This is a genomic window from Enterocloster sp. HCN-30185 (assembly GCF_037890305.1).
In the GTDB taxonomy this organism is placed as follows: domain Bacteria; phylum Bacillota; class Clostridia; order Lachnospirales; family Lachnospiraceae; genus Enterocloster.
In genome coordinates this window covers 33,640-51,894 of sequence record NZ_JBBKBT010000002.1, presented here as the reverse complement: position 1 = coordinate 51,894, position 18,255 = coordinate 33,640, and the positions used below count along the sequence as shown (strand labels likewise).

Sequence of the window (18,255 nt, the reverse complement as noted above, 5' to 3'; positions counted from 1 at the left end):
TACAACATTGATTTCTTTTACTGCAAAGTAACTCCAAATACATAGAGTTGATAAATTTGTAAGTAATATTATTCTTTTCATAGACTTTCTTTCGGAAATGTCTTATAATGAAGGCAGTGGAGATTATCTCCACCGCCTAGCACCTATTTGAAGAAGGTCGTATAGATTAAGCATATCGAGGTTGTCGCCATATTGATTATGCTAACTATAAGAGCTACTTTTTCAAGTTGGTGCTTTTCTTTTTTCTTTTGTTTTGACATTTCTTATTACCTCCTTTCTATATAAGATTATAACATATTCGTTACGAATAGTCAAGAAGAATCTAAAATAATTTTAAAAAAGTGGGAAACTTTTTAAGTCCCCACTCTCTTTTACATTTTAATCATACGCCAGCCCCGGCCATCTCAGTGCTCCATCCTGATCCGGAGTAAGCGTCACCGGCTCTGCAATCATCCGGCCCTCAGTATCCATGATGTACCACTTACCGTCAATGGTCTGCTGGCCTGTTACCATGGCACCGTCAGCGCCCAGATAGTACCAATGATCCTTATACTTGTACCATGTATCATGCACCATTATGCCGGAGCCGTCGAACCAGTACCACTTGCCCTCATGCCAGTACCAGTCATTTCGGACTGGCTGACCGTTGCCGAGGTAGTAGCGCCAACCGCCATCTTCCTGTTGCCAGCCGGATTTCTTTACAGGTTCTGACAACGCCGCCTTGAAGTCTGTCCATAACTGCGGCTGATCCAGCATCTTACGGGGGCAGTGCTTGCGCTTGGCATCGTAGTGCCGGATTACATGATCGGCATCAGTCTCCAGCTCTGCCATAATCTGGCGCACAAGCTCAATGCAGTTTGCACGGGCCTGATCGTAATCAGAGTCTGGATTGACACAGATCTCAATATTGATACTGTTTGTGTTGGTTACTCCTGCTACCAGAGGCGTACCGTACTGTCTACCGACTGCATAGGCACCGTCGCTGTAATATAAGGTCTGTACAGCCACCGTATCGTCTACATACCAATGCACAGAGGTGGACAGGTTGCCGTTTCGATGGGCTTCGGAGTGTTTAAGGGCACCGGCACCCATCTTGTAGTTGTCCGTCTCGTGGATCACAATCCATGCTGGGCGGTTTTGACCTGCGTAACAGTTTATCTGCTTAATCTCTCGTCTTATCTCCATTACTCTTCCTCCGCTAATTTCCAGCCAGCCGGATACGCATCCGGCCCCCATACGCAGTTATCCATCTGGCAGATATACCGCTTACCGTCTGTGTATGTCATCTTATCGCCTGTGTTATAGGCATCATGTGCACCTGTAGGCTGTACCCATGCAGGATACTCCTCTGTCTCTGGCGGCATCATGCTACCGCCCTCCATCTTAGTAATTTTGTCAGCCAGGCTGAGGATCGTCTTACCCATTTCGGTCATATTGGCATACAGAGTGTCAATCTGCTTCTGGAGTGGCGCATAACTGTTTTCTGGGTCTGCACTGGTGCGGGCCAGATCAATCAATTCCGTGCGCTGCTCCTCAGTGAGGGTGCCTTGGAGCCAGATAGTGTCAATCTTTTTGAGGATGTCCGTCAGCTCATAGCTTCCGGACGTGATTACATTTTTAATGATATCGTACATTATGTACCTCCTATCATAGCGGCACTGATAGCCGCTAACTTGTTATCTATATAGGTTTTGGTGTCTGCGGTGTAGGTTAAATCCATGGTACAGCCGCCGTTGTTGGTGATTTCGGTGGTGCCTGCATACATGGTGAGGGCGTTGAGCTGAGCCTGTTCGGATGGGGTGAGGGGGATATTCTCTGGAGCATCTGTCTTGTAATACACTTCTGCCCCTGCGCTCAACTCTCCTGTTGTGGAATAATACTCTGTTGCAATGTTTTCTGTACTATAAGATGGAGTGTATGCGCTCTGGTATACCCAGCACCACACACCATTTACCTTTTCCAGTTTGTCCCACTTGGTAAATGGTCTGGGCGGCGTTAAAATGATGGACTGGCTCTCCGTACCGCCCTTAATCGTGACGGTGATGGGTTGGTCTGCCAACTCGATGGACTGAGGATAATCTGGTGATGGAGAAGGTTGACCGCCAGTATAAGGTTCATAGGCAGTGACAGAAGAACCGTATTCCAATTGGATATCATAAAATTCAGCCGTCATAGTTCCGTTATTGATATCAAAACGAAAATACATCATATCGCCTTCTGCAATATCAAATGTTGTCCATCCTTTGCTTCCAGTTGATGAATAATCACTCGAACCATCAGCTTTTTTAATAATAGCAAAGGCCTCGACAGTCTTACTTTTATGAGCAGTTCCCATCGGCATATTACTTTTAAAAGAAAGTGTATATTTTCCGGGATTAAGTTTTAATAAATCATCAGTTTTATTCAAACAGAAGAAAATTACTTCCGTTGTCGTAACTCCCTTTCCTTCCAAGACTATTTTGTCATTATCGACAGATGCTTTTAAATCGTTATTGTCTACCTCATATTTTTTTAAACTGTTAATATCAAACAGGTTCTTTCCACTCATCTTCCGCTGTTCCGTTTTGCCAGTCATGGAAAACTCTTCTATTGGCAGTGGTGAGCTATCGGCTATTGTTAAATACCCCCCCCCCCACTGGTTTTTTGACTAATCAATGCCGACTGGATATTAACCAACTTGGCACTTAAACGCTGTTCCAGATTGCGTATGTAGTTTTTCGTATCTGCTACATACGTTACTTCCATATGTACCCCTGCGTCACTGCTCACAACCGTAGTCGGGCCATATGTCCGCAGGGCCTTGTAGGCGGCAATCTCTTCTGGGGTGAGATCACGCTCGATGGGGGTGGCGATGATATACAAAATTTTAAAAGATTTGTCTGCCAGATAATTTTTAATTTCTTCAATCTCTGTGCCAGCAGATATTGGAAGTCTAACTCTCAAATAGTTTGCTCCGCCAGTATATCCGCACGAAACTTCATCTATACTGTATATATTATGTTCACATGCTTTCAACCTGTCACATAGCATCGAATTTGCACCTAGCGTATTAAAGTTAGAAGCATCTGTAACAGGAATGTTAATGAGAATACTGTTTTCGTGTTTAGCTTCAATATCAACACTAAAAAGTGCTTTATCATTAAATACGAAATTATTCACCCTCTGCACATACTTCCCGCGCCCCAAGTCAATCTCGTCACAAACCCACTGCTGACCGTCCGAATCTGTGTAGTTGCCATCCTTGCTGACTGGTACACCGGGGAGGCCGTTAGGGGTTTGAAGGGTGAGGGTCTGGGGAATGCGTGGTGGTTCGTAGGGAGTTGGGACAGTGCCATACTCGAGTTGCGTAACCGACAGATCTATGTAACACACCTCGTTATAAGCGTGCATGCTTGTAATTTTTTTCAAAATTTTTCCTTTAGTCGTCACCACTGTTTTCGGTGTATCGTGCTTGATATTGTGCGATTCATTAGTTCCATCTGAATATTCAAATCTAAAACCAGCGGCGTTGTTTAGATTTGTTTCTCGATACATTTTTATCGTAAATGTCAATTGATTTGCTGAGTTATTCTTGGAAAAATCAAATGCAAAACCTTTGTCTGTATCAACGTACTTGTAACACTCGACTCCACGAAACTCTACAAAATTTCCGTTACTTAATCTGTCTGCATCAAACAGGTTCTTTCCACCCACCTCCACCGTAATACTCCCGTCCTCCCCAACACTCACTATCTCCTGCGGATACTCTGGACTGGGGGATGGTTTGCCGTCGGTGTAGGGTTCGTATGGCAAAGCCGAAGAGCCAACATTAATCATAGGGGTGGTTTCTATATTGTTATAAGTTCCGTTGGCTATATAGCAATTATAAGTTGTTTCTACGTCCACAGTTATTTTTTGATTAAATACCCCATCAGTAGGTGCTATGATGTGCCAAGTAGACGGTTTGTCTGCCGATAAAGTATATGTACCGGGTTGTAGTGTAACGGTAAAAGCTCTATTATTGGCATCAATTACACCGTTTAATACAATTTTGCCGTCACTATTAATTGACACAACACCTTTTTCGATTTGCGATTTGAGAAATGTCTTAGCATCAAATAGCTGTGCTCCTGTAGTCCTTTGCTGCTCCGTCTGTCCAAACACCCTCAGCCCCCGAAACGGACGACCCTCTGCAGCATCATCGGCGGTAATGACGGAGCCGGACGCTGTATTAAGGATTGCCGGTGCCAGATCGGTCATCCCTTCCACCAGGCCGGCTATATCAGCCTTATTCTGGTTGATCTGCTCCCTATCCGCCACAATCCCGGCAGCCGCATCCTCAACCCTCTTGGTCTGCTTATCGCCCTCTGTGGTGACTGCCTGCACTGCTGTAGTCTTGGCCTCAGTAACCTCATTGACTGCCTGTGTGCCTGCCTCCTGTACTGCTGTGGTCTGTTTTTGCCCCTCGACCTCAACAGCTCCCACAGCCGTGCTCTGAGCCTGCCCTATGGCTGTAAGGGCGTCTTGAGCGGTCTGTCCAAACTGCGCAGCTGTCTGCTCCACTGCCTGACGATCTGCCGCCACTGCTTCCCTCATCTGGCTGACTGCCTGCCTATCATTGGCAACTGCCTGACGGTCTGCCCCTGTCTCCTCAGCGTACTGTCTTGCCCCATCCTCAGCCGCCTCAGCGCCCGCCTGTGCCTGTACTGCGGCTGTCTCTGATAACTTAGCCTCCTGTGCTGATAACGCCGCATCTGAGGCCGCCTGCTGGGTCTGGGAGAGCATCCCTGCTACAGTCTGCTTATCCTGCGCCACAGTGTCGGCATTGATCTCTACCTGTTCCGAAAGTTTCTGTACTGCTTGCAGATGCTCCGCTGTCTGGGTGGCTGCTGCCTTGGCCTCATCCGCAGCGGATACAGCCTTGTCACCGGCCTCTTCTGCCCGTTTGGCAGCGTCATTGACGGCCTCAATGGCTTCATGGAATATCTCACCATCTCCGGGTGCATCAAAGGCTTTTGGCTTAGATCTTGCCTTGACTTTCATCATAATCTGTTTAGTGGTCTCGCCGAATGTCCGGTCTGACAGGTACACCCATGCGTAGACTTGATAATCCCTTACGGCATCCGTGCCCTCTAACATACTGTCTGGAATCGTGACGGTTGTTACGCCGTCTTTGGTCACTCCCACGCGGGGGACGGCCTCTCCGCCTGCTTCCTGTAACGAAAAATGAATCTCCACCACCGTCGGAAGGTGTAGTCCCTCAATCCGGAGCTGCTGGCCATAGTCCCATTGCCATAGGCCGTAAGCCCAGACGCAATCATCACCATCTGTAAATACTGCTGTAATCATATTACCTCTTACCTCCAACAAAAAGGGCTCTAGGATTGTCCCAGAGCCTGTCTGTGTTGCGCTATCGCACAGATTACTTATCTTCCGTGCCTACCGCTCTCTCGTCTTCCTTACCGGTCGCTGGGCCAGTGGTAACATAAGCATTATCCTGCGCGCCCTTGGGTCTTGCCTTCTGGGCTGTATCGTTGTGTCTCTGCTCTGCTGTTCTTTTGTCCTGATGTTTGTTTGTTGCGTTTGCCATAATTTTGTCCTCCATAATTTAGATATAATAGTAGTTGCTCTGGTTTTGTTAATTGATTATGTAATCATTTGAATCATCTCCTTTCCTTATTTGCGATAATGGGTATTATCGGAAGTTTTGAGGGGTATGTAGCTGGTCCCACCGATTTGTATAATCGTGGTCAAAATCCTTATAATTTCACAGGAACTAATGTTACAAACGAATCGGGTGGGCTGAGATTTGTTGGCGTAAAAAGTCCTTATGGAGACTCGGATTTCAAAATTATATCGTCAGGGGCTTTCAACTTTGTCCCGTATTCAAAACTTCGGATATGGTTCTTGGTGGATCAGATTAAACATTACAGCGATTCTAACTATATTTTTAAATTCCATATTTACAACGAATCAACAAAAATTGCTGAGGCCTCATTCGGTGGAAATCTCAATACTATGTATATGATGGAATTAAATATCTCATCTTACGCGGCAACTAGCATATTACAAGTTATTTTAGAAACAGAATTTTATAACGATGCTAGTGGGAGCGATTCCGATCCAACTTGGTCAACTTCAGCATTCAACGGTTGGATTTATCAGATAGCCGTTGCGTAATAAACGAATCAAGCTATATAAATACGAGTAATAGAACCTCTCCAACCATTGGCAGCGTATGGAAAAATAATCCATGGTGTAAAGGTAATATTTCTGCTTATAGGGAATGAAAAGCCATTACCTGTAGATGCATCACTTGTTTTTATCGAAGTTACAGTGCTACCACTGATGGCATCTTTCAATTCAAGGTAGTGATAACCCGATTGTCCAGCACCAAAACTCCCATATACATCTCCTTGTATGTATAACCTTTGAGAAGTTGTTATAGTATAACTTTTTGAAGCCTTTATATTAATGCTGGTTCCACCAACAGAAATTCGGTCTTGGAGGAAGCCTGCCCCACTTATAGATGTAAAACCTGCGTTATTCGCACCATTAATATATAGATCACCTGCGTCGCCAACCCAACCTTGGAAACTTCCGATAATACCCATTATCGGCTCGTTTTTTTTGATCTTCTCCGGCGTAATCCCCGCCATGTTGCGGATATCCTCCCATGACAGGAACACATTGGCGTTCTCGTTGTAATATCCGCTAGGAACCTTGACCCACATCCGCTGATTGCCTGCATCATTGCCCTTGCTGTTGCCCCAGCCGTTGTAATCGCCACGGTTGGGCATGGTGCCAGTCTGTTTGCTTTTGGCATTGTTCGTATAAAACGTCTCTCCATTCAGCACATGGGCTGCCTGGGCGTTCCCTGTCAGTTCCAGGCTGCCTTGAACCGGTTCATCATCTGATCCTTTCAGTATTCCCGTGTAGCCTTTCAGCAGTTCTGCGGCTGTTCCGGTACAGTCATCACTCCCTGAAACCCCACCAGAGCCTCCTACTGGATAAAATCTTGCCATCCCTATACCCCCTTAAAATTAACCGTACAATCGGCTGTCGGCTTTTTAAACCGGCACGTTGCTGTTACAGATCCTTCCGCACTGTCAAAATGGGAGATACAGCCATAAGCCTTTTTCCGTCCCTTGCTGTCCTTTTCATCTGTACCGTCATCCACAAACATCGGAATGGGCTTATCTGTATCCTTCATCCCTTCCACCTGTACAGTCTGGGTATATGGCGGGCCGTCTCCCCAGCCTGCTGCGCTGAAGGCTGCCTGCCGCTCCCCTGCCATCAGCTCCGCCCGTTTCTTTAAGTTGACATCATTGTTGACAAGCAGCTCAATTACTCCACCCATCTCATTGCCGTCTGCTCTTGTCTTACGGTCCCATTTGGGGATCTGGTCGGTAAACTTGCCATTGATCTCGCAATTTGCCACTTTTTATTCCTCCTCAAAAACTTCCGTCAGATCATACTGTAATGCCACATCATCCGGCTTGATAAAAGCGGGCATGGTCTTGTAACGCACCAGATCGCCCTCAGAATCCACAAGCCCCACCTCCGAGATCGCCTCTCCTACCAGTTCCTCCTCCTGTATCGTTGCATGGTAACAGCAGGAGGTTTCTGACTCATTGACAAAATCATATCCATCTATTTCTTTTTCCAGGAGCAGGGCCGACAGCCCTGTCTCATCGCCCGTTACATTCTTGGGATCTCCTCCCTCATCCAGCCCGCCAGACCCCCATACCATCTTTGTGATAGGCGGGAGGGTGATCGCCCCGGCGTGTGCCTTGCACAGCTTCTTAAGCCCGATCTTAGTTGTGATCAGCTTTGACATGATCCGTTGCCTCCTTATAGTAAATACCGCCGTCTAAGTTCCGGCTGCCATCTAAGAGCCATTCTCCATCCAGTGTATTTTGGCAGTCCATCGTGCCAGCTCCGGCCAGCCGTACCCTGCCGGTGATCCCCATGCGGATCCGGATACCGTAATCCTGCATTTCTTTCTGGTCATTGTATCCGTTTAATTCCATGCTTCCATCCAGCAGCCAGAGGCCGTTTAAAAGTAGGGGGTTCTGGTTTTTCCAGGAATATCCCTTGATCGCCATATGGATCAGGACACGGTAATCCACATGGCCTCCGCCTGTTGCCTGCATGATAAATTGATAGTTGTCCCTGGCACTGGCAGGCTTGACCTCCCGGACCTGTTCCCTCATACGCTCCACAGGGATGTAGCTGTGGTCCATATCCAGCCGGATCCGGACCAGGAACTCAGCCCATCTTTCAGGATCGATGGTATGATATGGGATCACTTCTCCCGCAGCGCTGAACGCTTTCAGGCATAATTCGATGCTTGCCTTGGTTCCTGCCTGTTCTGCCAGGATCCCTTTCATCGCCAGACGGATCCTGTAATCTTCCACAGACTCATTCTCCAGACGGGGCATATTCCGATCCCGCCCGTGCTCTGTAAGCATGATCTCGCTGGCCGTTGCCACCATGCTCTCTTCCCGGACTCTCTGGATATCCTGGACTGTCTGGTCATACAGGGCACCAACCACTTTAAAGAAAAGATAAAACTGGTTCGATGCCTTTTTTACCTGCTTCAAAGGGGCTGTCAGCAGGCTGTACATATAATCCGCATAGTTGTCAAACATTCTGCCTCCTTACCCCTGTTCGATCATCACTGTACAGGTTCCCAGTGTGATCACCTTGTCATTGTCCAGGATCACATCCTTATCAGGAACCGTCACCCGGATATTTTTGTATTGGTACGTCCCCTTGATCGCATCCCTGACTGCACAGGCAAGGTCGAATGTATACAGTTCATACAGTACCCGCTGCTTTCCGATCTGCATATATTGCATGATCCCTGCCTCCGCGATTTCTTTTAATCCTGTGGTATCCAGCCCGGAAGGAACCGTAACGGTAACAGAGATATCCTGCTCCACGGTTTCTGAGCTTTTGACAAGTACATTATCATAGGGCCCTTTTATGGTATCCACTGCCTTGCGTACAGCATCCAGAAGCCCCTCCGTAGCCTGTCCCGCTGTACTGGTAACCACGATGTCCACGGTTCCCTGTCCTCTGGGATGCTGGTCATGTACCGTTACTGCCAGGACACCCGGCACCGCCTCACAGACATTTTTGTACTTATCACGGGTCGGAAGGGTAGACAGTTCGGACCATGCTCCCAGTACCCTGGACCGCAGGCTCTCAAGGTCCTCTTTATCCGCCCCTTCTTTTGTGATCCAGCCGGATCTGTTTGTGATCCCCTGTACTCCGTCTAAATAGATCAGGCACTTGTTGATCTGCCCCGGACCCACATTGTACTTTGCCCCCGGCTGCTCTGCCTCAACCGGCACCTCCACGCTGTCCGTATCTTTTTGCAGGATGGTCGTTTCTGTTACGAAAAAACGCAGTTCCTCACCATTAAGATCCTTGGCTGTCTTAAAGATATACCCTTTTGCGATCTTGACTGCCTCACCGATGGCAGCACTGCCCTGTTTATCCGGGCTTGTCCGGCTGACGGTCACCTTGCCCTGAGTCTTAACTGCGGCTTTGCGCCGCTTGGAAAAATCTGCTGCCTTAAGCTCCAGCCACACATCAGACGCAGAGTACACAAACATATTTCCAAGGACCATGCGCAGAAGCTGGACCAGCTCAATGCGTACCTGCAGGGCGATCAGCATAAGGTGGTAAAAGACTCCTCCGGCAGAAAAGTTGGTGACTGCAAAGCCCTCCTCTTTTAACTGCTCCACGGTCTGATCCTTCAGTTCAGCCAGCTCCGGCACGGGAAGCACTTCGTCCAAAATTTTTTCATTCAGCAATGTCAACCACCTCCACGCGCACCCGGTCAATGGATACCTGCAGGTGCTCCTGCCCGCTCTCCTCCACAAACCGGAAATAAATATCGATCCTTATCCGGTCCCCTGTAAACTCCATCTGTACCTCGATTGTAGGGCTGTCCACTTCCGGACGTTCTGACAGTTTGCTCCGGATCCTCTGGCTGATCTCCAGCTGGGCCATGCTGTCATATTCCCTATGCAGGTACTCCTGTAATCCCCAGCCCCAGGACGGATTATAGAATACCTCTCCCGGTGTCGTGACTGCCTCCAGCCGGATATCCTGCAAGAAACAGTCCCTGGCACTGCACAGGGGGACATCCCCTGTACTGGATGCAGTGAGCTGCCAGTCCTCTGACAGGCGGATGTCTGTATCATGCAGTCCTGCCATCAAATCACCTCTCCTATGATGTAAGGGTCCAATGCCCCGTAAAGCATAGCAACCGCCACTGTATCGCCCGGATCCGCCTGTATCAGTGACCGTACTCCTGGGATCACGGGATACCGGCTGTCCGGCTCCCCGTCCCTGCCGATGATGCGGAGGGAATACACATAACCTTTTTTCCGTATCACTGTCTCTACAGTCCTCGGCCCGTCCTCCAGCTCCACCTGCACCTGCCTGTGCTCCTCTTTTATGTTTCCTGACTCAGAAACGGCACTGACCTGTGCCAGCATGACGGGCGGGAGCTGTGCCTGCGGGTATTCCTCGCCGATCTTCCTCTCCATGACCCCGCGGATCATGTTCTCCAGCATTCCTCCCATCCGGCTGCCTCCTTACTGTTCAATCAAACGTGATATATGTCCGGATAAAACCGGCATCATTTGTCTTAAATAAAACCTTTTTTACCAGGGCACTGCCTGTATACGCGGGATGTATGACCTTGATCGTCTGGGAATGATGGATAAACGGCATGGATACCGTTTCCAGTTCCCATGATCCCATGCTCCGCTCCAGGCGGATAATATTGGATCCGTACTCAAACAGATAGGTCTGCTTCTGCTCCGGGTTCGTACACCAGTAAAATACCCCGCCTGAGAAATAAAACCGCTTCTGGATCTGCCACAGCCTACGGATCTCTTCCAAAACCTGTATCCCGTTTTTCTGTGCAACCGGCACGACCTTTTTCGGCTGGTAGACCTCCTGTGAGATCTGGAAGTTGCTTATCCCTGCCACCTCCAGAAGATACCGGACAATCTCCTGAGGGGTCACATCCAGAAATGTCTCTGATATAGTGACTCCCTCCAGACGCTGCATCTCATCTTTTGCCAGGATCTCATTTTTCCCCTGTGCCCGGTTGTAGGGGCTGCTTACATATCCGGTAAAAACTTCCTCCATGATCCCGCTGTAGCCCAGATAGATGCTCATTTCATCCCCTTTTGCTATCCCAATCTGGGTCTGGTAAGGGTCGGTAAATCGGATCTTGGCCCAGTCAAAGTACGACTCTGCGTCCGAACAGGTCTCGATCTCGATCCCTTTTTTGATAGAGTAGGCGCCGATCTGGACCCCTATCCCTGGATAAAACAACTCCATATCCGCCTCCTAAAATGGCATTTTTTCGATCCGGCCAAGCCCTGCTGATGCCGATGGGGTTACCTGGGCTGCCGCCTTTTTCTGCGGGCTTTGTGACAGCTTACCGGCTGCACGTTCTGTTTCTTTTCTGGCAGGGGCTGTCCCCCTGTCATCCTTAAGATAGCTTTTATAGTCTTCATTCAGCATAGACCCTGTGGACACAGATGCGTCTTTTTTGGCACCGCTGTTGCTTGCCGATCTGCCCGCGGAGATTATAAGCGTGTTATATTCCCACAGTTCTAAGGAGGCTGTGATCTGCTGCTTTTTGTTTTCCGCCTTATGGGTCATATTTTTAAGTATGACCTGGGAAATCCCCCGGACTGCGGTATCTTCGCATACAATCTGGTGGACTGCGGGCAGGGCCTGGCCCGGCTGCCGGAACAGCGCCTGTATCTGCTGGAGCTTCTGCATCCTGGTCATAGTGACTGTCCCGGCATCATCCTGTGTATCCTCAAGGATCAGTTCTATGTTTATCTTGGCATCCTCATAGCCGGTCGCCTGCTTGGGCTTTTTGCTCTGCCCTTCAACCTCCTGCTCATCCACCTGTGCATCATTTTTAATCTCCATGCTTTTGACCAGCCCCGGCAGGATCACATCGTCGATCTTGACCGTCTGGTCATCCTGATATACCATGCCTATCCCTCCTCGATCACAACATCACCCGGAAGGGATCCGCTGCCATTGGCAAATTCCTCGATCTCCTTGAGCAGTTTCAGCAGTGCGGGAAGCTCCTTGATCGTCTTAAAATCTACTTTCAGGTGGAGTTCTTTGATGGTCAGGCCCCTGTCTTCGGTCTTTTCTTCTACTACGTTTTCCTTCTCTGTACGGGCAGTATCCCTTGGAAGCGTCCGTACCGGTTCCCTGGTTGTCTCAATCCCCTCACTGGACATCTGGCTGCGGACATTGGAAAGCGCTGCATCTGCTGCCTGTCCCGGCAGATCCTGTGCCAGCTTGATCCCCTCGGCATAGGTACTCATGGTCCTCCTGCCTGACAGGGTAAGTGTGGACAGCGGGCCCGTCTTCGCATCACTGAAGGGAAGCATATTGCGGATCTTCTGCAGCCCGCCTTTCACTGCCTCCACCGGTTTGTTGATCGCAGACCGGATCCCTTCCGTGAAGGTATCCATGATCTTTGCACCTGACTGCTTAAACCAGGACACTGCACCGGTCACTGTATTCTTAATGTTATTGATCCCGCCGGTAAATTTACCCGCGATCGCGGAAAGCTTTCCTCCAGTGAGATTATCAACGAACGTAAAACCGGCCGTATAAAAGCCTTTGATTCCCTCCATCGCAGCCGCTGCTATGCCGGTGATGCCGCCTCCGTGCGCTTCATATGCGGCCCGCATATTTCCAAGCTTTTCGTTTACGGTAGCTTCTGCTGCTCCCAAAACAGCGCTGATCCCGGAACCAATAGCGCCAAAGAGCCCGCCAAAAAAATCCACCACCGCTCTGCCGCCGGAGAGGATCGAATCCCACACAGCATTGACTCCATCCCGGAACCATTCACATTTGTTATACAGCAGTACCAGAACTGCGATCAGGGCGATCATGGCTATAACAACCCATGTAACCGGATTGGCCAGGAGGGCTGCCGTAAACCCCCAGACCGATGTGATCAGAGGGGCCATTGCGGTCGTTGCCGCAGTCACCGCCTGACGCCCCATGTTAAAGATCCCGGTCCCCAGCCGCTTGACACCGCCCAGTGCAATACCTCCGGCAGACTTTATGAGCATGAAGCCTTTTTTTACCCCATCCCCGGCATACATACCGTATATCCGTATCGTTGTCAAAAGATCCGGCAGCTTTTTGATCTGTCCGATAAACCCGACAACCATACCTCCTGTTTTGGTAAAGACCAGCCCTGCTGCACCTACAACTGCAATCGTGGAGCCTGCCACAGTTAAAAATCCGCCAAGCGCCAGGACCACCAGCATCAGCACCTGTACCAGATCCTGATGCTCCTGCGCCCATCTTCCTACGGTATCCACCGCCTGGCTTCCCTTGTCGATCATCACATTTACCGTCGGCATAAGGCTGTTTCCCAGTGTTTCCTTGACGTTCTGGATCTTTTGCTGCAGGACCGTAAACTGATCCGGCTCCATCTGGTTCATGGCATCTGCCATTCCTTCCGCGACTCCCCTGCCCTGTCCCATGCTGTCATACAGGGACAGGATATTGTTCTGCAGGTCTCCTGTCTTATTGTACAAAAGGTCGATGAGTGCCACAGCCTCCTGGTCGCCAAATGCCTCCTGGATCTTGATCTTTTCCGCTGCATCCATGGTCTCGCCAAATTTGCCGCGCAGCTTGTCCAGGATCTCCGGCATGGACAGAAGCTGGTTATTGGCATCCAGGAAGTTAAGCCCCAGCTCCTTGCCTCCCTTGGCAGCACTCTTTAGGAATGCATTGTATTTTGTGCCTGCCTCACTGCCTCCCATGGTCGCCTGGAGCATACCCAGGATACTCAGCTGCTCCTCTAAAGGCACTTTGGCATTGGTAGCCGACGCTCCCAATGATTCGATTGCTTGGGACATCCCGGATCCGGTGGTCTTAAACTGCTGGACGGACTTGGCAATCCCGGCGGAAAACATCTCACCAAACTCCATATCCGTCATGCCGCTGTAATAGTCCTTGTAAATACCGTAACCCGTAGCAAACAGGGAAGTCATTTCCCCGACGGTAGACTTGGTGGCCTTGGCTGTCAGGCCGGACAGTTCTGTAAACTGTGCTACGCCCTCATCACTCAGCGAGGCAATACCGCTCTTAATGTCATAAGCAGCACTGATGAACTCTGCCTTTGTCGTACCTGCCCAGGTGTTGCTGAAGTCTGTGGCTGCATGTTCAAGGGTCTTTAAATCCTTAACACCTAATGAGGACAGCTCTCCCAGCGCCCTCCGTGTATCAAACGTTGCCTGGACCGGTGCAAGCGCAGCCTTCGTGATCTGGTCACCGACCACTGCCACACCGATCCCGGTCTTTGTCATGCTTCCCAGCCCCTGCTCCATTTTCTGGAGCTTGGAAACCGAGCCGCCGACTCCTGCCTGCACCTTGGACAACGGGGAGGTCAGATTGTCCACCATGGACATGATTAAGGACAGTTTAAATACACTTTCTAACCCCATCCTTCCCCTCCTCTGTTATTCTTCCGGGAAAGCACTTACTACTCCCCGCTGTATAATGGCGCTTTCCAGCTCCTGGATATACCGCGCCATTGCCAGATAGTGCAAAAATTCATCCAGTTCCATGTGTTCAAGATCTGCCTGCCCTAAACAGTCCGGAGGCACAAAATGAAGGATCTCCAGGCGGCCTGCCTCGTAGATGCTTCCTTTGACCGCCTCCAGGTGGCTGTTTAGAGCTTTTTTAAATTTGTCTCTTTCGACAGTCCCATCATTGCCAGCAGCTTTTCTCCCACGGAAATGGACAGGGCCGGATACTCCTCCAGGTCAGCCGTTAAGGCCCCGGCGCTCTCCGGGAGGACTGCATCCATCAGGAACGTTTTAAGGGAACGGGTGGCATTGTTGGATGCCGTCTTGACATAACGGTCATAGCTGGCCACGCTTGGAGCACGGAAGTAATAACACTTTGCGATCTCTGTATCATCATCCGGCGTCAGTATCACCCCTACCCGGTAAATTTTTCCATACTTTGCCTTCAATGCGTCTTCCTTCTGCTGGGTTTCCGCTGCTGTTTCCTGTTCTTTTTTCATTTCTTCTGCCATTTTTCTGCTCCTTTTTGCCATTTATCTTGTCAATTTACATCGGTTTGACGCCGTCACGGACGATCCCGCCCACGATCAGCAGATCCAGATCCACGCTTAAGGATTTGTCTCCCTGTGCTGCTTTATGGCTGTTTTTGGTGATCGTGACCTTGTTTAAGACATCCGTCCGGGTTCGGTCCCCGTCATTGGCATAGCTGACTGTAACTTTTCCAAACAGCAGGCGGTACAATGGTGTGCCTGTCCGTTTGCAGTAATCCAGCAGCCCGTCATAGTCATCTCGCAGGAGTGTAACCTTGCCCGACGCCTTATAGTTGCCCTCTCCATACCCGCGGGGCTTCTGCCCCTTTCCATAGACCTCTTCTTTTTCCAGCTCATCCTCATAGTCGATGGACTGGATCTGCAGGTTTAAGCCCGGGATCCCCAGATCCACATCCCCCCATGAGTAAGAGCGCCCATTTACTTCTAACATTTATCTGCTGCCTCCTAACTGCTTATGACCACGCCGGTACGCCCCAGATCCACCAGGATGCTGCGGATGTAACCGCGGGATGCATACCGCACCACCATTGACAGGGACTTGCTTGTCTGTATGTCCTGCCCGTTCGGCACTGTAATCTCCGCATCCGATATCTCCCCTGCCTCGACCATCCTGTCCAGAGGGGCTTTCACATACTCCGCAATCTTCCCCAGTTCCTTCTGTGTATCGGTCAGGTCGATATCCTCCTGCAGGTGCTGGAGTGCCTCCTTGCGCACCTCCCGGATGATCTTATTAAGGACCCTCACATCCTCCGCATACTGGTAGTCGCTGCCTTCCGGCCCCATGACGTTGGCATTGGATACATAGTATTTTTCCAGCCCGTCATATTCCCTGAAGGTTACATACCCCGCCGCATCCAAAAGGGCGGTGGAATCCTCGATACCGGCCGGGGTCAGTTCCAGCATCTTGTCCCTGCTGATCCCCATCTGGTAGGAATCCCCGGTACGGCCAATGGACTGATGGACCTTTGTGCGCGCATACAGGCCGCACACGATCCCGGCGCTGTTCTGTTCTGCGGTCCGTCCGTCCATTTTGATGTAGCGGCTTCTGGCAGCTACGACCTGGATCTCATAATTCCTGACCTTTTTCCGATCCTGCTCCAGGCGCTCCACATAGTCCGAAACCTCCTCCTCATCATCCGGGGCATAGGCCTCCATCACAAAGAGAAGGGGCTTATGGTGATCCTGCTCCAGTTCCTGCTGGGCTGTGGATATGGACGCCCACATGGCTGCATCGCTCTCGCCTACGATATGTACCATCTCATACAGCTCGTTATAACTGCGCAGCCGGCTCACAGCCGTAAGGACGTCCTGGCTGGTCATCCTGGGGGCCGTCGTGGAAAAACGGTACACATCCCCGATCTCAAAGGATCCCTCTTTTTCCACATCTTCCGTAAAGGCCAGCGTGATGCCCGTTTCCGGTATCTCATAGCTGCCGTTCTCCGGAACTGTCAGGTCATCTGAATTTGTCGCGCCTCCGTCCGTGGAATACATAAACAGCGCACTATTAAAGCCGCCTTTCCCTGTGATCGTAACCACTACCTCAAAGGCATTGCAGGGGGTTCCGCTGGCTTTCATGCTGCCCTTGCCCTTTTTGGAATCCGTGACCTGTCCGATCGTTCCGGCTGTGGATGCAGCCACCGGGATACAATAGATCCGGTCTGCCCCGTTTTCCACGCTGTCCATGACGGAATCAGCCAGAGGGGAACGTCCCAAAAGCTCCCGGATCTTAAGGACCCCCATATTGCCGGTGATCGTCACCGGCCGGTCTGCCTTCACCGGTGAGGCACCGATGGCAGTAAAAATGCCGGTCCCCTTATTCGTGGAGAACCCTAAAAGCCCGTCACTTACCGTTGTAAACACATCTCCTAGCATCCCGTGCCCTCCTTCTTAACCTTTCTTTCCCTTCCGTCCATTGCCGTGCCGCCAAAGGCAGCAATGGCAGAATCATATTCCTGCTCTGTCACCCTACGGCCCGGCTTCCATCCCTGTGCGGTACAGGCACCCGCATACAGGGCGGCGCTGGTCCCTTTCATCCGCTTCCAGCCACCGATCTCCTGCAATGAGGCACTTGCCCTTTCCTTACTTTTGTCCATGATCTATATCCAGCTCCTTGTCTTTTAAGCTCTGTCTTGGTGTGTCTGCATATACGCCGCCCGAAAATGTGACCCTTATCTTCACGGCGATCTTAGCTGCCAGGATGCTGTCCTCATCCTCCGCCCATTCTGCTTCAGATGGTTCAACGTAAACAAAATCGCCGTTGATATACAGTCCCTTTCCCAGTATCTCCAGAAACCTCTGGTAGATCGCATCCAGCTTCTCCGCATTAAATTCCCCGATCACCACATCAAAGACCACGTTCCGCTTAAATAAGCAGGTACGGGTCTTCGGGTTCCCGTCCGTGTCTTTAAAAACACGCCTGCTCCCATCCCGCTCCAGGGTCTCCTCATCAAACAGGACGGCCCCTACATGGCTGTTCCGGTATAGCTGCAGCTTCTTAAGGGATGTGATGGGTTCCATCTGTATCCCACTGGCCCTTAATCTGTCGATCAGGTATTCCCTGCACTTCGCATACATGCGTCCGCTCCTCCTCTGGTCTCTTTATGTCTCTTCCAGAAAGTCCTCCACTGTTCCCTTGATCTCTGCCATATCGTCTTCTGACAGCCCCAGGAACGGCCTTGCCGGGATATGCACCCGGATCGTGACCTGTTTTTTCCGGATCCACTGGCCGCCGATCTTAAAGATCAGCCCCCGGCTTGTCTTTGCCCGGATCGTGATACGCCGCCCTGGGGTTCCAAACTGGTGCGTTGCCGCGTAAATATTGTTGGTCCCGACAGCAAAGCCGGAATCATTGGCAGACCTGCGGATGGAATTTTTCATGGTCCCGGTCTTTACCAGTGTTTTTCCTGCCTCCTGCTCCGCCCTTTTAGACGGCTCCCAGCGTTTTCCCTCCGGTGTCCTGGAGGTCTTAAACCGTTCCATCGTAGAGGCGCGGATCACGGAGGAAAGCACGTTATTAAGCCGTTTCTTATCCAGATCTGAAAATTGGCTCATCCGTTTCCTGAGACGCCGGATATCCCCTTCCAATCGAATACTGCAGCTTGCCACTG

The 18,255-nt window shown here is 50.3% G+C and carries 22 protein-coding genes; 1 reads left to right on the top strand and 21 read right to left on the bottom strand.

What is annotated here, in order from left to right; translation table 11 throughout:
• Positions 1 to 378: 378 nt before the first annotated feature.
• From WKT10_RS02565 to WKT10_RS02545, 5 genes are all read right to left on the bottom strand, one after another.
• Positions 379 to 1,185: an N-acetylmuramoyl-L-alanine amidase gene (locus WKT10_RS02565; RefSeq protein WP_340275269.1), complete on the bottom strand. Its 807-nt coding sequence runs from the start codon at positions 1,183 to 1,185 to the stop codon at positions 379 to 381.
• The gene (locus WKT10_RS02560; RefSeq protein WP_340275267.1) at positions 1,185 to 1,634 is read right to left on the bottom strand and encodes a hypothetical protein; all 450 of its coding nucleotides are present in this window, start codon (positions 1,632 to 1,634) and stop codon (positions 1,185 to 1,187) included. Before WKT10_RS02560 ends, WKT10_RS02565 begins: the two co-directional genes overlap by 1 nt.
• On the bottom strand, positions 1,634 to 2,575 hold the full coding sequence (locus tag WKT10_RS02555; RefSeq protein WP_340275265.1) for a hypothetical protein: 942 nt from the start codon (positions 2,573 to 2,575) through the stop codon (positions 1,634 to 1,636). Before WKT10_RS02555 ends, WKT10_RS02560 begins: the two co-directional genes overlap by 1 nt.
• 41 nt (positions 2,576 to 2,616) lie before the next feature.
• On the bottom strand, positions 2,617 to 5,328 hold the full coding sequence (locus WKT10_RS02550) for a hypothetical protein (RefSeq protein ID WP_340275263.1): 2,712 nt from the start codon (positions 5,326 to 5,328) through the stop codon (positions 2,617 to 2,619).
• Positions 5,329 to 5,401: 73 nt separating this feature from the next.
• Positions 5,402 to 5,569 (bottom strand): hypothetical protein, encoded by a 168-nt coding sequence (locus WKT10_RS02545; protein WP_340275261.1) that lies wholly within the window; start codon positions 5,567 to 5,569, stop codon positions 5,402 to 5,404.
• A 320-nt stretch (positions 5,570 to 5,889) separates the two neighbouring features.
• On the opposite strand from WKT10_RS02545, the gene WKT10_RS02540 reads away from it, so the two are divergent.
• A complete protein-coding gene (locus WKT10_RS02540; protein ID WP_340275259.1) occupies positions 5,890 to 6,159 on the top strand; it encodes a hypothetical protein in 270 nt (89 codons plus the stop codon).
• Positions 6,160 to 6,167: 8 nt separating this feature from the next.
• Here the strand turns inward: WKT10_RS02540 and WKT10_RS02535 are convergent, their stop codons facing one another.
• The 16 genes from WKT10_RS02535 to WKT10_RS02460 form a co-directional block, all read right to left on the bottom strand.
• On the bottom strand, positions 6,168 to 7,004 hold the full coding sequence (locus WKT10_RS02535; protein ID WP_340275257.1) for a hypothetical protein: 837 nt from the start codon (positions 7,002 to 7,004) through the stop codon (positions 6,168 to 6,170).
• Between the two features lie 2 nt (positions 7,005 to 7,006).
• A complete protein-coding gene (locus tag WKT10_RS02530; RefSeq protein WP_178302900.1) occupies positions 7,007 to 7,420 on the bottom strand; it encodes a hypothetical protein in 414 nt (137 codons plus the stop codon).
• 3 nt (positions 7,421 to 7,423) lie between these two features.
• Positions 7,424 to 7,819 (bottom strand): phage tail protein, encoded by a 396-nt coding sequence (locus tag WKT10_RS02525; protein WP_178302899.1) that lies wholly within the window; start codon positions 7,817 to 7,819, stop codon positions 7,424 to 7,426.
• Entirely contained in the window at positions 7,797 to 8,633 is an 837-nt protein-coding gene (locus tag WKT10_RS02520; protein ID WP_178302898.1) for a hypothetical protein, read from the bottom strand. The genes WKT10_RS02525 and WKT10_RS02520 overlap by 23 nt, the downstream gene beginning before the upstream one ends.
• Positions 8,634 to 8,642: 9 nt before the next feature.
• Entirely contained in the window at positions 8,643 to 9,806 is a 1,164-nt protein-coding gene (locus tag WKT10_RS02515) for a baseplate J/gp47 family protein (protein WP_178302897.1), read from the bottom strand.
• Entirely contained in the window at positions 9,796 to 10,212 is a 417-nt protein-coding gene (locus WKT10_RS02510; protein WP_178302896.1) for a DUF2634 domain-containing protein, read from the bottom strand. The genes WKT10_RS02515 and WKT10_RS02510 overlap by 11 nt, the downstream gene beginning before the upstream one ends.
• Positions 10,212 to 10,583, bottom strand: coding sequence for a hypothetical protein (locus WKT10_RS02505; protein WP_340275254.1), 372 nt, complete (start codon positions 10,581 to 10,583; stop codon positions 10,212 to 10,214). The genes WKT10_RS02510 and WKT10_RS02505 overlap by 1 nt, the downstream gene beginning before the upstream one ends.
• Positions 10,584 to 10,602: 19 nt before the next feature.
• Positions 10,603 to 11,352 carry a serine/arginine repetitive matrix protein 2 gene (locus WKT10_RS02500; RefSeq protein ID WP_178302895.1) on the bottom strand — a complete coding sequence of 250 codons (750 nt, stop codon included), beginning with the start codon at positions 11,350 to 11,352 and terminating at the stop codon, positions 10,603 to 10,605.
• 9 nt (positions 11,353 to 11,361) lie between these two features.
• Positions 11,362 to 12,024: a transcriptional regulator gene (locus WKT10_RS02495; RefSeq protein ID WP_340275251.1), complete on the bottom strand. Its 663-nt coding sequence runs from the start codon at positions 12,022 to 12,024 to the stop codon at positions 11,362 to 11,364.
• 2 nt (positions 12,025 to 12,026) lie between these two features.
• Complete coding sequence (locus WKT10_RS02490) at positions 12,027 to 14,513, bottom strand: phage tail tape measure protein (RefSeq protein WP_178302894.1); 2,487 nt, start codon at positions 14,511 to 14,513, stop codon at positions 12,027 to 12,029.
• A gap of 227 nt (positions 14,514 to 14,740) precedes the next feature.
• Positions 14,741 to 15,109 carry a DUF6848 family protein gene (locus WKT10_RS02485; RefSeq protein ID WP_340275249.1) on the bottom strand — a complete coding sequence of 123 codons (369 nt, stop codon included), beginning with the start codon at positions 15,107 to 15,109 and terminating at the stop codon, positions 14,741 to 14,743.
• Between the two features lie 34 nt (positions 15,110 to 15,143).
• Entirely contained in the window at positions 15,144 to 15,578 is a 435-nt protein-coding gene (locus WKT10_RS02480; RefSeq protein WP_178302893.1) for a hypothetical protein, read from the bottom strand.
• Positions 15,579 to 15,592: 14 nt separating this feature from the next.
• Positions 15,593 to 17,020, bottom strand: coding sequence for a DUF2586 domain-containing protein (locus WKT10_RS02475; protein ID WP_340275246.1), 1,428 nt, complete (start codon positions 17,018 to 17,020; stop codon positions 15,593 to 15,595).
• Entirely contained in the window at positions 17,014 to 17,241 is a 228-nt protein-coding gene (locus WKT10_RS02470; RefSeq protein ID WP_178302891.1) for a hypothetical protein, read from the bottom strand. The genes WKT10_RS02475 and WKT10_RS02470 overlap by 7 nt, the downstream gene beginning before the upstream one ends.
• The gene (locus WKT10_RS02465) at positions 17,228 to 17,722 is read right to left on the bottom strand and encodes an SON protein (protein WP_178302890.1); all 495 of its coding nucleotides are present in this window, start codon (positions 17,720 to 17,722) and stop codon (positions 17,228 to 17,230) included. Before WKT10_RS02465 ends, WKT10_RS02470 begins: the two co-directional genes overlap by 14 nt.
• A 24-nt stretch (positions 17,723 to 17,746) precedes the next feature.
• On the bottom strand, positions 17,747 to 18,253 hold the full coding sequence (locus WKT10_RS02460; protein ID WP_340275244.1) for a phage virion morphogenesis protein: 507 nt from the start codon (positions 18,251 to 18,253) through the stop codon (positions 17,747 to 17,749).
• Positions 18,254 to 18,255 lie beyond the last annotated feature (2 nt).